The 15487-nt window shown below is 51.9% G+C and carries 8 protein-coding genes and 1 pseudogene; 5 read left to right on the top strand and 4 right to left on the bottom strand.

Annotated elements, in window-relative coordinates; translation table 11 throughout:
• Window positions 1-2: 2 nt before the first annotated feature.
• Window positions 3-287 (bottom strand): hypothetical protein, encoded by a 285-nt coding sequence (locus tag EYC82_RS15980; RefSeq protein WP_279250545.1) that lies wholly within the window; start codon window positions 285-287, stop codon window positions 3-5.
• Between the two features lie 366 nt (window positions 288-653).
• Between EYC82_RS15980 and EYC82_RS15975 the strand changes: the two genes are divergently transcribed.
• Complete coding sequence (locus tag EYC82_RS15975; protein WP_279250544.1) at window positions 654-2552, top strand: LBP/BPI/CETP family protein; 1899 nt, start codon at window positions 654-656, stop codon at window positions 2550-2552.
• A 530-nt stretch (window positions 2553-3082) separates the two neighbouring features.
• On the opposite strand, the pseudogene EYC82_RS15970 reads toward EYC82_RS15975, so the two are convergent.
• Window positions 3083-3376 (bottom strand): annotated as a pseudogene (locus EYC82_RS15970) (DDE-type integrase/transposase/recombinase); the annotation flags it as partial.
• A 19-nt stretch (window positions 3377-3395) separates the two neighbouring features.
• A complete protein-coding gene (locus EYC82_RS15965; protein WP_279250543.1) occupies window positions 3396-4013 on the bottom strand; it encodes a TetR/AcrR family transcriptional regulator in 618 nt (205 codons plus the stop codon).
• Between the two features lie 88 nt (window positions 4014-4101).
• Between EYC82_RS15965 and EYC82_RS15960 the strand changes: the two genes are divergently transcribed.
• The 3 genes from EYC82_RS15960 to EYC82_RS15950 all read left to right on the top strand — a co-directional run bounded on the left by EYC82_RS15960 (window position 4102) and on the right by EYC82_RS15950 (window position 10521).
• On the top strand, window positions 4102-5181 hold the full coding sequence (locus EYC82_RS15960; RefSeq protein WP_279250542.1) for an efflux RND transporter periplasmic adaptor subunit: 1080 nt from the start codon (window positions 4102-4104) through the stop codon (window positions 5179-5181).
• 4 nt (window positions 5182-5185) lie between these two features.
• Window positions 5186-8284, top strand: coding sequence for an efflux RND transporter permease subunit (locus EYC82_RS15955; RefSeq protein WP_279250541.1), 3099 nt, complete (start codon window positions 5186-5188; stop codon window positions 8282-8284).
• Between the two features lie 377 nt (window positions 8285-8661).
• Complete coding sequence (locus EYC82_RS15950; RefSeq protein ID WP_279250540.1) at window positions 8662-10521, top strand: hypothetical protein; 1860 nt, start codon at window positions 8662-8664, stop codon at window positions 10519-10521.
• Window positions 10522-10943: 422 nt separating this feature from the next.
• Here EYC82_RS15950 and EYC82_RS15945 read toward each other — a convergent pair whose 3' ends face one another.
• A complete protein-coding gene (locus tag EYC82_RS15945) occupies window positions 10944-13583 on the bottom strand; it encodes a PAS domain S-box protein (RefSeq protein ID WP_279250539.1) in 2640 nt (879 codons plus the stop codon).
• Window positions 13584-14512: 929 nt separating this feature from the next.
• Here EYC82_RS15945 and EYC82_RS15940 point away from each other — a divergent pair.
• Window positions 14513-15487 carry a transporter family protein gene (locus tag EYC82_RS15940; RefSeq protein WP_279250538.1) on the top strand — a complete coding sequence of 325 codons (975 nt, stop codon included), beginning with the start codon at window positions 14513-14515 and terminating at the stop codon, window positions 15485-15487.

Below are 15487 nucleotides of genomic sequence, written 5' to 3'. Positions count from 1 at the left end.
CGTTACTTTTCGCCGATCAACGACTGGACACTCTTTTTCATCAGGGTCTTTTTATCCTCAGCCAGTGCGACTGCATCCGCAGGAAACGGATCATCCCAAACAGTTGAGGTTCGTTGTTTATCTACAACTTCTAATACCCAGCCATCTGCACCATCATCATATATTTCGACCTTGATGGTATCGCTGTTGAATCTCACGCTAAATGAAACATAGGAAAATTCTAAACTCTTGTTTCTTTTACGCCTGTTACAAATAGGACTGAGATGCAAACTCCAGAAATTTCTCATGATATTTGCACGAATACCGACTTCATCACCGTTTATGAGCGGCCGCTTTGTGCCAATAATGGACTTAAGCTCGATCCTGCAGATCCTATAAAGTCGGACGCGTATTCCTAGTAGCCTACAGATAGGCTTACGATTAAAGTCCTATCTAATAAATGTAATCCCAACCCATTGTTTGTCCTAGACTTTAACCTTTGGTCTACAAACAATAGAGGTATGCTGAGGCTACTGGCGCGCACCGCAGGAAGCGAGCGATTGCTATCTTACGTCGAAAATCAAAGTTAACCATGTTGACTTTTGCGCCAGTCTGACCAATCTTAGATCTATAAAAATGCTTCAGTTACACTTGCCCGGTGCAGGAGAACAATAATGATAGCAATGAACAGCCTTATAAAATTACTCGCGCCTGCCGCTTTTTTCGCAATCGCACTCACCACCGGATGTATGCGAGTCGATGTTGAGAACCCCGAGAATGGCGAGTTCATTGAGCAGACCACCGTGACCGTCAGCGGCAACCTGTTCAGTACTACCCCTGAAGATTTCCCGCTAGACGTCGACGATATGGTGCTGAAAATCAACGGCGCTCCCGTTGCGATTGCACCGGACGGCAGCTACAGCACCGAGATACTCCTGGACCCGCTGCAAGTGTTCAACGCGATCGAGGCGGAAGTCCTTGAAGTTTCAAAAGGCTTTGTCGACAGCGATCGGGTGGTGGTGATCGTCGGTGATTCGATTCTCGATGGAGACTTCTCTCCCGAAGCCATTGCACTGCAGATCAACGACTCGGGCCTGAATTCACTCGAACCAGTGGTGGCCGGCCTGGTGGATCTGGATCTGCCTAGCCTGCTTCCGGTGAGCACGGTCGTGGCGAACAATATCTGTGTGATCGACGGCCTGTTCGGTTGCCTGGGCCGGGCGACCATAACGGTGGCAAATCCACAGCCGACTATCTCCAGCTTTGATGTGAACTTTGATTCACAGCAGAACAGCGTTAACACGAACATCATCCTGAACCACTTCGACCTCAACGTGTACATCGACGGCGGTGCCTGGATACTGGTGCCCAACTGTGACCTCAACCTGATGGCCAGCTCGGTCACGCTGACCGGCAACTTCGGGCTCGAGCCCGACGGCCTCACGCCCACCAGGGTGGATGTCGCCCAGATCGGCAGCGTCTCAACCACTGTAGCGAACTTCGACCAGACCTTTACCAGTGGTGCCTGCGATGACTTCCTGATTGGCGATATCATCCAACTGATTGTCGGCGATGTGGAGCCCCTGGTCATCGCGGGCCTTGAAGGTTTCCTGAACGGCGCCGACGGCAATAACAACACACCCATCGCCGCCGCCATCGAGAGCGCCTTGGCAGGCGTGGACATCTCCGGACCTGTGGGTCAGGCTCTGAACGCGGAGCTGGACGCGCCGTTTTTTCAGGTACAGGAAACCGCCGGCGGCATCACCCTGGGTTCCAACGCGCGCTTCCTGACCAACTTCGGTACCAATCCCGGAGAGTGCAGCCCGCCTGAGGGTGCGCCCGATCTGACCGCTTCCTACCACATGGCCCAGCCCTTCCCCACGTTCGGCAGCACTACGCCGGGTGGTTTTCCCTATGAGATCGCCATGGGCATATCCAGCTCGGGCTTCAATCAACTACTGCGCTCCATGATCGAGTGTGGGCTGCTGGTAACCAGCATCACTGAGCTGGATATACTCGGTACCGGTACGCCCATACCGCTAACCGCTGGACTGCTCAGTGCGTTTGTACCGGGGCTGGGCGGTCTGCCTGCGACTTCGCCCGCCCGTATCGATATCAAGCCCACCATCGGGCCGCTTATCACCGGCGCTCCCGGGCCGGGCGGTGAACTGGCGCTGCTCAAGATAGCGCAGGTGCACATGGGCGTGATGATCGAACTGGATGACGGAGAGGGCGGTAGCGTCGATTACCCGGCAGCCGAGATGATGCTGGACGCAGATGTGGGCATTGACTTAACGGTAGACGCGAATACAGGTTCTCTCGTATTCGCTTTGGCAGAGCCGGATCCTCTCGATATCTCGGTGAAGGCGGTAGAGAGTCCCTTGGGCGCGGATCTGTCCTCGGTAGAAGCGCTGCTTCCGTCGGTTGTAGGCTCCTTCTTGCCAGATCTGGCCGGGGGCCTGGGCAGCTTCCCGATTCCTTCCTTCCTTGGATTGACTCTGGATGTGGTGGAGGTGTCCCGCAACGGTGAGATGCTCACTGTATACGCAAACCTCCAGGCGGGTGCTCCCTGAGTCCTCTGTGAATCCTGCGGGTGATGGTGAGGCTTCCCATACAGCCGCGGCGTCAGTCAAACTCAACGGTGAACCGCTGGTGGTCTGTTTGGTACCGCTGAACAAGGTAGCTCTCCACAAAAGGCAGTGTACAGGCCATTGCGTACGCTGAGCGTTGCAGTGCGGGAATAGCGTTGTGTGTGTAACAACGACTGCAACAGTGAAAAAGCACGTTTGAATCGAGCCCCGGCTGGACTGGCGTCGCTGGGCAAACCTACACTATCGTGTAGTGGAAGGTAGAAATGCGTCACTCATTAAGCCAATATTGATCTTGGAGTACACCACCGAGGAGCCTGTGATTCTCCAGTTGTTTAATGGTAACGTGGTTATCCGCACAAACAGTGAGGGTTCATTTCAGGGGCCTGTGAAAATAACCGGGTTTACAGCGTTCGGCATTGCTTTCTGAACGTACCAACTCCTGCCTGAGCTTCAGCCTGATTGTTAACTTTAGTTGGCCGTTACACGATAGCGTGATCGCCCGGTGGATTTCATCACTCATTGAACGCACTCACCCTAAGATCATAATAATGCTCTGCCCCGACCAAATATCTTCCAAGAATGAATAGATTGACCACGGCCGCATGCGCAGTGACAAACCCCTGAGCCTGCCTTATCGATTTGAATCGCCACATCCCCCGCTCTCTCACCCTCGTCGCCTCATGTGATTGTTCGGCCCCATTATTTTCATACTGCTTTGTACTGTGGATTGCCCCAGCAATCAGATCTCTGTGTGTAACGCTATAGCTGCGTAACTTGTCTGTCACGCGTGGTGGCTGCGCGTGGCTAACGCTATCTTGACCCCGTTTAGCCACAGACCCGATGTGCGTTTAAAAAAAGCTTTACCGAAGCCTCTGTATATTCCTGAGCTGAAAAGCTGTAGGGCCATCGTTTCAAATTGAGCATCTGAGTGTCCACCGGCAAACCCTTTACGATAAAGAGAAACTGCGCTGCCGCCAGTGTCGGGTCGGGTACCACAAGCTCGCCACGTTCATCAGCCAACGTAAGATAATGTGCCACCGCTTCCATCACAACGCGAGGCCCTGAATTGAAGTAGGCCTCACCGATCTCCCTATTGCGCTCGCACTCTGCAGCGCAAAGGCGCCACAAATTAATAGGGTCGCTGTCGCAAAGAATCTCGATAAAGCGCGCAGCAAAGCTATGCAGAAACTGCTCGGGCGACTCATTAAAATCGAGTGCCTCAGCGGCGAGAATACCCTTGCGGCAGCGATCTTGAATGCATTCCTCCAGCAAGGCCGACTTTCCTTCGAAGTGGCTGTAGATCGTCTGTTTGGAGACACCCGCGGTTTTCGCTATTGCGTCCAGGCTCGTTGCTCCGTAACCCTCAGTGAGAAAGTGCTCTACTGCGGCCCCCAGTATCTGTCGCCGTTTCTGATCTGATTTGGGTCTGCCACGTGTTTTCATTGGACCTTATTGATATTCTGGACTCATAAGTCTAGTATATCATCTGTCTAGTTTTCTCGTAAGTCCACATACCTGGGTGGTCCGCGCCATGCGAACGATTTACTGCGCCTTCGCGACGGCGCTTGTCCTCATTCAAACAGCGTGCTTCAACGACAGCACAGCAGATCGGACGGTTGTTTATCAACCTGTTACAGCGCAGCAAGTACTGGAACAACCCAGCTTTGAAATCCTGCGCAGCTTTACCGGCGTCGTTCAGCCTGCCCAGTCCGCCGAGGTCGGATTCGAACTGGGTGGCACTATAAAGGTGTTTCCGGTTGACGAGGGCGACCGTGTGACCGCGGGCGATCATCTGGCGAGCCTGGATAAGTCACTTCTCAAGGTTGAACGACGGCAACTGGAGGCACAGGTTGTCGAGGCAACAGCGACACGACGACTCATCCTGGCTAATCTGGAGCGGCAGGCCTCACTGGAAAGTGAGGGCTACGCGTCGCGGCAGCGGCGTGATGAACTAGTCGCGAGTCGCGATGCAACAGAAGCCGAGCTGCGAAGGCTCGAGGCGGCCTTGGACGGCAATGACGTGCGTATGCAAAAGGCAACCCTCATTGCCACGTTTGACGGTGTGGTTTCTGAACGATTCATGGAGGTAGGCAGCGCCGCAGCGCCGGGTGTGCCCGTATTGAAACTGCTGGGAATCGGACGAATGGAAGCACACATCGGGGTGCCCGGAGAGCTATCCGCTTCACTCTCTCCAGGTGATCTCGTAGCGCTCACTGTAGCGGGAACTGAGACTTCAGGCGAGGTGCTAGCTGTTGGCGCCGAATTGAAAGCCAGGTCCCATGCCGTTGTAATTCGTGTTGCACTTGCCGACATCAATGTTTTGGCGGGCGCTGTCGTTGAATTGCAGCTTGCTGACCTGATTCACGAGCCTGGTTTTGTGATTCCCACATCGTCACTGACCGCCAGTATGCGCGGCCTTTGGCGAGTTTATGTGTTGCAGCCAGACGGGGATGGTTTTTTCCGGATTGAGGCTCGTGACCTGCAACTGCGCTATAGCGGTGAGTCGCGTGCGTTCGTTACCGGCGGCTTGCACGATGGCGAAAAGATTGTCGCCGACGGTTTACATAAAGTAGTACCAGGGCAGCGAGTGCGCCCAGTAGAGGCAGGTTAGCGCGGTGATTCAACTACTGTTTCAAAACCGCCGGCTTTTGGGGTTGCTCACGGCGTTGCTGATTGTTGCAGGACTCGGTGCACTCTACACCCTTCCTATTGCTGAAGATCCGCGCATGGCAAACCGTTTTGCGCTGATCCTGACTCCTTTTCCAGGTGCGAGCGCTACCCGGGTCGAAGCCCTAGTGACAGAAAAGCTTGAGCAGACACTGCGTGAGATGCCCGAAATCAAGGAGATCTCTTCGCGTTCGGGCAATGGGATGTCTAGTATAACCCTGTCGCTTATCGACAGCATTACGGACCCTGACCCGGTGTGGAGCCGCGCTCGTGACTTCATTGCTGACGTTCAACCGGATTTGCCCGCTGGCGCCCGACCTTCGCAGCTATTGGACAAGCGAGGCTATGCATTCACCTTAATGATTGCCCTGCGCGCAGCAGACGGCTTCACAGTGCCTCGCCAAGTACTGCAGCGCTATGCGCGTGAACTACAGAGTCGCTTGCGGGCAGTGCCGGGCACCGATGTTGTAAATATTGACGGAGTTGTCTCGGAGGAAGTCGAGGTTCGTGTGAGCTCGGCGCGTGCCGCCGCAGCCGGACAGACCGTCCGCAGCATCGCCTCCGTATTGGGTCGTTACGATACAAAATCTTCTGCAGGACTTCTGGAGAGTAATCTCGGTCGCATGCAAGTTGAGATTACCGGGGACCTCGATAGCGTCGAGCGCGTTGCGCGAGTGCCACTTGATGTCGGAGACCCTGCGCACATGCTGCGAGTTGGAGATATCGCCGATGTACAGCGCGTGATCCGTCAGCCCGAAGAAGAGAAAGTTCTGCGCGGTGGACAAGAGCAGCTTGTTGTAGCCGTGCGAATGCTCCATACGGAGCGAATCGGGCGCTGGCACGAGAGACTGATGCGTGACGTTGAGGATTTCGATACAGCCCTACCCTCCAACATCGAGCTCGATGTAATTTTCGATCAGCTGAACTATACCAACGATCGTATGTTCCACCTGACTGGAAATATCGCCATTGGCTTTTTGCTAATCCTGTTAATTCTTCTGGTCACACTGGGTTGGCGTTCAGCGCTGCTGGTCGCTGCGGCACTGCCGCTGATGATGTTATTTACCTTCTTTTTGATGAACGTGACCGGCGTGCCCATTAACCAAATGTCTGTGACCGGGCTTGTGGTCGCACTGGGCATTACTGTTGATAACGCCATTGTCGTTGTCGATGACATTGCTCAGCGCCTTCGCCAGAACATTAGCAGACTCGCCGCCGTACAGGCGGCTGTCGCGCATTTGTGGCTACCGCTTTTAGGCTCGACAGCGACCACAATACTTGCGTTCATGCCGATTATTTTACAACCCGGTGCTGCCGGCGAATTCGTCGGTGCACTCGCGCTCTGCGTTGTTTTCTCGCTGGTGGGCTCATACCTGATCTCGTTCACTCTCGTCGCAATCACCGCTGGCAAGATTGTTCCCCGTCAACACTTGGGGGGGTGGTGGCAACAGGGAATAGTCCTGCCTGGATTTTCGGACCGCTTTGAGTCCATTTTGCGCGTCGCTCTTAGCCGCCCGAAAAGTGCGATAGCGCTGATTATGATTCTGCCGGGACTCGGTTTTTACGGCGTCTCGACCTTGCCCGAGCGCTTTTTCCCGCCGGTAGATCGCGACATGTTCACCATTGAAGTCATGCTGCCCACTCGCGCCAGTTTCGACAATACGGAAGCGGTAGTGCGCGAAATTGACGCCATTCTGGCGGTCACTGATGGCATTGAGGCGGTTGACTGGTTTATCGGAAAAAGTGCCGCGCCGTTCTATTACAATCTGATTGAAAACAGATTCGGTGCGCAGAACTACGCCCAGGCAATGGTGCTGGCGTCCAGTGCCCAGCGCAGCGAACAACTTGTTGCTGATTTACAACAGCGCCTGCCTTCGCTGGTGACTGAGGCACGCATAGTCACCCGCAAGCTTGAGCAGGGACCACCGGTGGATACGCCCGTGGAGCTGCGCGTTTTCGGGCCAGACCTGGCAGTTCTGGAAGACATCGGCAATGATATTCGGCTGATGCTCAGTAATCTGCCGAGCGTTACAAACACGGTGGCTTCTCTAGGCGAGACCATCCCGACGATCAATCTGCAGTTGAAAGAGGAAATTTTAGCCGGGACACCGCTGAATCCGCTCGCCTCCGCTGACGTGCTGCGTGAAAATCTCGACGGAATTGTGGTGGGCGCACTGCTTGAAGGCACCGAAGAGGTCCCTGTGCGGGTGAGATTGGCAGCCGACGAGCGACGCACTGCGCGAGATTTACAGAATCTCAACGTTGTATTCGCCCCTGATAGTTCCAGATTCAATGCGACCTCGCTGCAAAGTGTCGCCGAGATGTCGATTGAGCCACGGATCATTAGTATCGCCCACCGTGATGGTCAGCGTATCAATACGGTGGGCGCCTATCTTCGCTCTGGCGTTCTGCCCGACGAGGTTGCCAACGACCTGCAGGCCCTGATCGAGGACAATGACTACCGACTGCCGCCCGGCTATCGGATGGAATTTGGCGGTGAACTCGCCAAACGCAGTGAGTCTGTCGCCGGTCTCGCCGCGCAGGTACCGCTTATTTTTGTCATGTTGATTGTTGTGCTGGTCGTATCTTTCAATTCCTGGCGTTTATGCTTTTTAATTCTCAGCGTGGCTTTTTTAGCAGTAGGACTTGGCATGCTCAGCCTTGCGCTTTCTCGGCAGGCGTTTGGCTTTCAGGTGATTGTCGGTCTATTGGGCTTAATGGGGCTTGCCATCAACGGGGCAATCGTAATTCTGGCTGAGCTTCGCGCCTCTCCGACAGCGCTTTCCGGAGACTACGACGGGATTGTAGACGCCATCCTGCACTGCACTCGACATATCACCTCGACAACGATCACTACTGTTGCAGGTTTTCTCCCCCTGTTGCTCGGTGGCGGTTTATTTTGGCCTCCTTTTGCCACGGCCATCGTCGGAGGAACTGTGTTGGTAACGCTGTTGTCATTGATATTTGTACCGTGTGTATTTCTGCTTATGGTGGAAAAGAAGCCCTTTGAGGTATCTATGCCTTCGTCCGGCTTCGCGAATCTTTGAGCCCGCGTCATCGATTTGGATCGTCTCATCCCTCCCCCCCTGACTCTGGCCATACCCTGCGACTGCTCTCACTGATTATTCTCACACTGTTGGGTACTGCAGAGTGCATCAGGCATCACTTCCCGGTGGGCAACCAAGTACCTACGTAGCTCATCGGTTACGCTATCCATAGGTTTACCGCCATGGCAGCGTAGTAAACGCCTAAAGAAGCGATTTGCTGCTAGTCCATCTCGCTTGGCAATGCTGAGAAAAGAGCGTCCGATTCAAGTCACCGGTTCAGTCCGAGGAAATCGATGGCCAGCCCTGATAGAGTGGTCGCTCTGAGCAAACATGTATAAGCTAACTGTTCGAAGCACCTAGTGGCATTGGGAGTAAAAGTGCAACGCGCTGGAATCATCGGCTTACTGCTATACGCGCTGCTGACCGCAGGCTGCAGTGATAGCACCGGCACTTCAGTTGAATCGCGCGAGTCCATACGCGACTTGCGCTACTGTGAGATCGCCTTTTTTTATTTGAGTCTCGATGGCATTACATCGGAAACATTCAACAGTTTCAGAATCAATGATTGTCCCCAGCAAGACTGGGAGTCCATCGACTTCAGTGCAGTAGCGCAGGAACTTGGCGCGGTCTTCGTAAGGCCAAACGGACCGCGACGCTGGGTCATGGATGCAGCACAGCTGGAAGGCAGCGAACAAGCGGAACGACGTTTTTTTGGCAACCTGGAGTTCAGGGTCGTCGCAAATATACAGTTGGGGCCCTCAACGCCGACGCCGGGAGAGCACTTCGTAGAAGCAAAGGTCAAACGAGACTCGTTTCTTCTATTCTATGAAGACGCACCTAGTTACGAATTGGTAGCCCCACTCGGCAAGCGCTACGTTATGCAATCCTACGCGCAATATGTCGATCCAGAATTGTCCATGGCGGCTCTTGATTCGCTTGGGCCGCGCATTTCACTGCCTGTTGGATGGCAATACCGCGCGCGCGCACTAGCTGAAGACCTTGAAGTTGAAGACTTTCAAGGTTTGGCGACAGTCCTACGTGATCCACTCGAAAATACTTATCAGCGCGCTGAAATACTGGAGTACCTCACTGAGAACCAGGTTGTCGTTGGACTGTATAACAACAGTACGATGGAGTACTGGACTGCGCAAATGAGCAAGCAGGAAGCCCGCCTACTGGAAGTGAACCCACCGTGGCGAATTAGTGATCACATCGCAGTCGCTGACAAAAGTGTGTACGCGCAATCGCCGGACGCCGAGCTCAATGGCCGTTTTGAAGAAATGACACTGGGCAACAGTGTCTTCTATCACAGTGCAACCAATCTATGCGCGCCAGAGCTACACTCCTCGGGCCTGATCAATACCAATCAAAGTCGCCGGTTTCAGGAACTTACCTTCAGGACGGGACGCACTGTTCCGTACATCGTGAACCATCTGGAGGAGCGATTTGTGCTTGTATCTCACGCCCCCGGCGGCGAAGACTTTCACAATAATCTGCCACCGGGGTGGCGCCATGGAGAAGTGCAGTTGTCTGATGACTGGCGGGTGGTATTTGAAAATGTCATTAAAACCGTCGAAATCGTTGATGGCTCACAATACTATCAGGGGCCTGTATTGCTCCCGGGTGAAATAACGCCACCAACACCCGCTCAAATTTTCACACATAAAATGATCATGCCTACTGGCGAAAACCCCTTTTCCCAGAGGGCATATGAGTGCCCTCATTGCACATTTGAGCAATTGGCGTCTATAAATTCACCTATGGGTTGGGTAAAGGGGCCCACTCAAATCATCTTCGCCGAAGGAGGTGAGCTTCGCAGCACGCCATGTGCCATTCCCAGCACCGTAGATTTTTTGCCCGAGGTGCCAGGCAACGAATACCAGATTATTGCCCGACCCCAAAGTGGCAGACTAGTGGAGTTCACACCACAGGGTCTAATAGCAATAACGAATGTCGAGCGCGATACTGAGCTCCGTTTCCCAGCTGGACGCCGAATACACGAACTGACCAGTCCCGACGGAGATGTGTATGTGATGTTCGCCTATGGCGTAGATTCTATGGATGTCGATATCTCTGACTTTAGTCATGCAGACCTCCTGAATGACTATCCTAGACCAACAAACTGGAGCTACTCCACCCGCATTCTGGAGCGCGAACTGGTGCTGGACTCAACCGGCGTAGCATCAGTGCTTGTCTTTCGGGGCAGTATCCCATTTTCGACTTGGGAGAAGCGATAAATGACAGATGCTGGTTCATGTGAAGAATACGCGGTGGCAGCAATTCGGCCCTGGTTCGGAAGTTGGGTCCGGGGAACCGCTTACGATTCCTCAACTTACTCCAACCGCCTCCGCCTCCGCACCCGCACCCGCACCCACTCAGGTTCGGCATAAGCCCGGTATCGGGCTACAAGAGAAATAGGCATGATGCAGATTGTCAAAGAACTTTCCCCAAAAATGCAACGGCAGGCGTTTATGAGGCGGTTCCACGCAGCAGTGCAGAAGAGACCTACGGTCTCTGACGGCGAATTCCTTGCCGGGACCGAGGTATCAAATATAGCCCGCCACAGTTAATGCGGCTTGCCATTAATCTGAATGGTTCGGCACACCGGCAAATATTTCATCGATATAGAACCTGTCGCCAGAGCCGAGGTGCTTACGCTTCAAGTAGCATCATCCAGCACCATTCGTATCCGCTTGGCCAGATCCATGCGCCTGTAAGGCTTCCGCAGCACCTCATATTCCGAGTCAGTTGCGGCCATTGAATGGTCAGCTTCAACCGAAAAACCGGTCGTAAGCAGTATTTTGACGTGCGGATACTCACGGGTGATCGTAGTAGCCAGTTCTAGACCACTCATTCCTCCCGGCATAACAACGTCGGAAAATACAAGATCAATATTCATATTTTCTTCAAGCACCTGCAGAGCAGCCGGTCCAGTATCGGCACAAACGACCGTATATCCAAGTTTCTCTAAAATAGTCTGTGCAATGGCAGCAAGCTCTACCTCATCATCAACAATAAGAATAGTCTCAAAGCCAGAGGGCGTCATGGGCGCACTGACAGCAGAGGGTTCTAGCGGCTTGACTGCTTGCCTTGAACGGGGGAAGTACATTTTGAATGTAGTGCCTTGTCCTAATTCTGAGAGAACAAATATATAGCCATTACAGCGCTTGGCGAAGCCGTAGACCATGGTCAAACCCAGACCAGTGCCATCCGCTTTTCCTTTAGTCGTAAAAAACGGATCAAAAATCCTTTCACAAACCTCGCTGCTAATACCGCCCCCTGTGTCACTAATCGACAATTCCAGGTATTCGCCTGGCTTCATCTCGACCTCTACATTTTCATCAGCTTTTCCTATTACTGATTCCTGTATTTTTATTTTTAGGCTGCCGCCGTTTGGCATAGCATCGCGCGCGTTGAGGCTCAAGTTAATTAGAGCATCTTCCAAATCATCAGGACTCAACTCCACACGAAAAAGCCCCTCCGGAAAACATGTTTCGAGTGAAATACTCGCGGTGATGGATTTTCGTATTAACTCCTCAAACCCGCTAATCACCTTGCCAACATCTACTGGACTATAGTCCCCCTCTGAGCGGCGTGAAAAATCAAGGAGACTGCGCGTCAGTATCGAACCCCTCAGAGCTGCGGTCTGTGCGACACCAAGCTGCTGCCGCAGTACTTCGTTGAGATCATCATGAGCGCTCATTAAATCAAGATTTCCGATGATAATACCCAGAAGATTATTAAAATCATGCGCCAATCCACCCGCTAACTCACCGACAGACTCCATCTTTTGTGATCGACGCAGCATGGCCTCAGCGGTCCTAACCGCAGTGATATCAGTGGCAATGACAATGTAACTTTCCATCTCTCCGGCGTGATTAAGCGAGGGGACCACGGTGGCCGATACCCAGTAACTATCCCCATTCTTTTTCACATTTTCCATATCCCCCGACCAGGTTTTACCCTCCAAGGTTGCTAGCCGTATCTCATTAAGATGTTCCGATGAATATTCATCACTTACAACCACTCGAGTGTTTTCACCAATCAACTCACCCTGCGAATAGCCACTACTGTCACAAAACTTATCGTTAACGTATGAGATTTCACCATTCGCGTTTGCAATAATGACGATCGCATGTTCGTCAAGGGCATATTTCTGGAATGATAATTCCGTGTTTGCCAAATTGGCCTGATTTAATCTTTCCTGAGACAGCCTCTCGGCTTTCTTCAATGCTACCTGCGCGAGCTCGCGTCTTGTGTCATCGTGGCAAACACCTATCATACGCACCACAAAATCATCAGCATCGCGCACTAATTTCGCATTCCACGTCACGTATTTGATCGCGCCAGAGGGACACAACAAGCGAAAGGCGCTAAAAAAATCCTCATTATCATCTACGACGCGGCGGTAACTATTAACAACTCTGTCACGATCATCTGGATGAATACAATCAATCCATACGCTTGCATTATGCCCGCCAGGGTTGTGCTCGACGCCATAAATATCAGACATCCTTTTATCACCCAATAGCGTATTTTCAATGAGATCATAATCCCATATACCAAGCCCAGCAGCGGACGTCGCCATAACGAGCCGTTGCTCTTTATTACGTAAACTTATCTGCGACTCTCGCAGAGAAGAATTTTGGATTTCTATGTGATCTAACATGGCATTGAAAGCACTCGTCAAACTGCCGACCTCATCGCCTGTGCTGAGACTAGCTGCACGCAGGCTGTAATCGCTTTCACTAACAATATTTTCGGCAACGCCACTTAAATCTCGAAAAGCGTTTGTCGCTCCGTGAACCATAAAGTACACGCCTAGCCCGGCGGCAAGCACTGATATCAATACCACTGTAAGAGCAATCCACATTTGACGGAATAATTCGGAATTCAGCTCAGAAACGTCCATATCTATTATCAACGTCCCTAACTCTTGCCCCTCCCAGCGAACCGGAGTCATGAAGTGTTCTATTTCTACTGTGTCAGCACTCACGCTACGCCGGTATTCTGCTAGAGGCTTTTCTTCGGAAGTGTTTATACGCGCGGAGATAACAGCCGGGTTGACACGCAGAGCTTCTAACACTTTAGCCGCGGCGGCAGCGTCGCTAAACATCGCTGGTGCCGCAATACTGAATGCGGTAACGTCAACTAATGTTTGAATATGCTCTTTAGATTCCTCAACAGCATCGGCGTGATCGATATATTCGTCGATACCAATGGAAGCGAAAACCACCAGCATCGTGACAGCCATAGAAAGAAGGCTAATCTTATGAGACAACTTTAGATTAATCTTCATTTGACCTTGTTATGGAATATTTCAGCGGACACATCATCACAGTGTCCCACCAGAAATAACGCCATTTGCGGGAATAGCGTGGTTGCTAAAACGTGAGGAATTTCTCACTGACACTGTGTCAGCACAGAATCAAAACGTCACAAAAATGGCTGGCTTGTGCGTGCGCCTGCACAGGCGTTTTTTATTTATTGACCAAGTGTTGATGCTGAGCTCTTTCATAGAAACACCCTTACACTGTTATTTGATCTATTTATGCAACTATCTACCAGGGCCCTACTATCTCAACGCAATGTATCGTTCTCAATCGAATGTTCCTGGCTAGTAAAGATAGACGGCCGTGTCGATATTTACAGAGTCTTTCTCTGCTATCGAGTCGACATTTATTTCAAACAAAACTCTGGAGGCCACTGTCTATCGCTTCATCATCCATGAACTCTGACTTTCTCGGAGTAGGTCAACTTCGCCTTCGACATTCACTAACCGGCTAGCAGCCCATCCACCGAAGCAGATCATTTATGGCGCTTTCCAAAGCACCGCATTTCTTACCTTCAGACAACGCCCTCTTCTCATGCCAAACCTAATGCCCAAAAACCATTGTGCGCAGGTATACGTTACACCAGTTACAAGGTCTCCCTAATAGGTATAAGTACTTAATAGGGAGATGCGCGAAAGTAAGTAAAACTACGTGGCTAAATAGAGCCGAGATTACTGTATCGTCTTGATATTCGGGTCAAATCCATTCGTATTTTCTGGACTCATCGGCATTAACGGATTTCTGATTACGTATATAAGCTCAAAGATTCCCGCTAGTTAGGAGTAATCATATGGCTACGAGCAGGATCGCTCCCCTACGCTGGACCTTCACTGTAGTCGGCATGATGTGCAGCAGTTACGGGCTTTCCCAGAGCACGCCTTCCGAGTTTGCCGAAATGAGCCTGGTCGAACTGCTCGAACAGTCAATAGATGATCCCTTTTCATCTGGTCAAGATAAATCTCCATGGAGTTTTAGTTTTCAACGCAGTTCGGCGGAGTTTGAAGACTTTCTTGATGGCGACAACCGAGTTAGCGAAGACGAGGTTCTGTGGAGCGGGCCCAATAGTGGTGAGCCTAGAACAGACAAAAATTTTCCGGTGGTTCCAGGCAAAATTACCCAGACAGCATATATAATTTCCGTTGGTTATGCTTTTGACGACCGCTGGCGTGGCCATATTACCGTTCCCTATATTGAGCAAAACACAGATCACATCAGTATTGTTCCTAATTACGCGACCTTCGAAATTGACAGTTCGGGCGTTGGAGACGCTGTCGTATCGGCCAGTTACAAACTATCTGACACGGAACGTGCGAACTGGTGGTTGACCGCTGGGCTCAGTATCCCGACAGGTTCGATCGATGAGGAGGGAGACACGCCAAGGGCGCCCGGAGATCAGCAGCTTCCTTACACAATGCAGTTAGGCTCAGGGACATATGATTTCCCAATTGAAATAAGCTACCACAACAAAGGCGAGCATGACATTACCATTACGCTCGCGGCACTTATCCGAAGTGGAACCAACGACAACGACTACCGACTAGGCAATAGCTACTCGCTGACGGGTCGCTATAATTTTCATTTTTCCGAAATCTTACAGCCTTACATTGGTCTAAACATTAACTACAGTGACTCGATCCACGGTGCCGATGAGTCGCTGCAGACTGAACCACCCTTCCCCTATCCAGCACCCATCACTGACCCGGATTTATTCGGAGGGACAAAAATTGGCGCTCGGGCTGGTATTTCATGGCGGGTTTCTGACAACTACCGGCTGGCGGTCGAAGTAGGAAAGCCTATTTACCAAAACCTCAATGGCCCTCAGACCCGTGAAGACTGGCGTAGCTCAGTAAAAATTTCACGGCCTTTTTAG

This window comes from Candidatus Marimicrobium litorale (genome assembly GCF_026262645.1).
Lineage (GTDB): Bacteria > Pseudomonadota > Gammaproteobacteria > Pseudomonadales > Halieaceae > Marimicrobium > Marimicrobium litorale.
The sequence above is the reverse complement of the archived record's forward strand: the minus strand, read 5'-3'. Positions and strand labels throughout refer to the sequence as shown.